The 207-nt window shown below is 65.7% G+C and carries 1 protein-coding gene; it reads right to left on the reverse strand.

Features of this window, described 5'->3' with window-relative positions; translation table 11 throughout:
* Positions 1–207 (reverse strand): hypothetical protein (locus GM672_RS30350; RefSeq protein WP_170300308.1); only part of this gene is annotated, 207 nt, incomplete at both ends.

The following is a 207-nucleotide window of genomic DNA, read 5'->3' on the forward strand; positions in this document are numbered from 1 at the left end:
CCAGGGCACCGATCTGGTTGGTCGTCAGGGCCGCCACCTGCGCCGACTTCAGCGCGGCGATGACGTTGGTCTTCAGGCCACCGATATCGGCCGTCTCGATCGCGGCAATCGCGTTGGTCGACAGCGCGCCGAACTGGGCGGTGTTGAAGGCACCCAGCTGGTTCGAGCTCAGGGCGACGATCTGGTTGGTCGTCAACGCGTTGGCCA

It is taken from the genome of Pseudoduganella buxea (genome assembly GCF_009720835.1).
Classification (GTDB): domain Bacteria; phylum Pseudomonadota; class Gammaproteobacteria; order Burkholderiales; family Burkholderiaceae_D; genus Rugamonas; species Rugamonas buxea.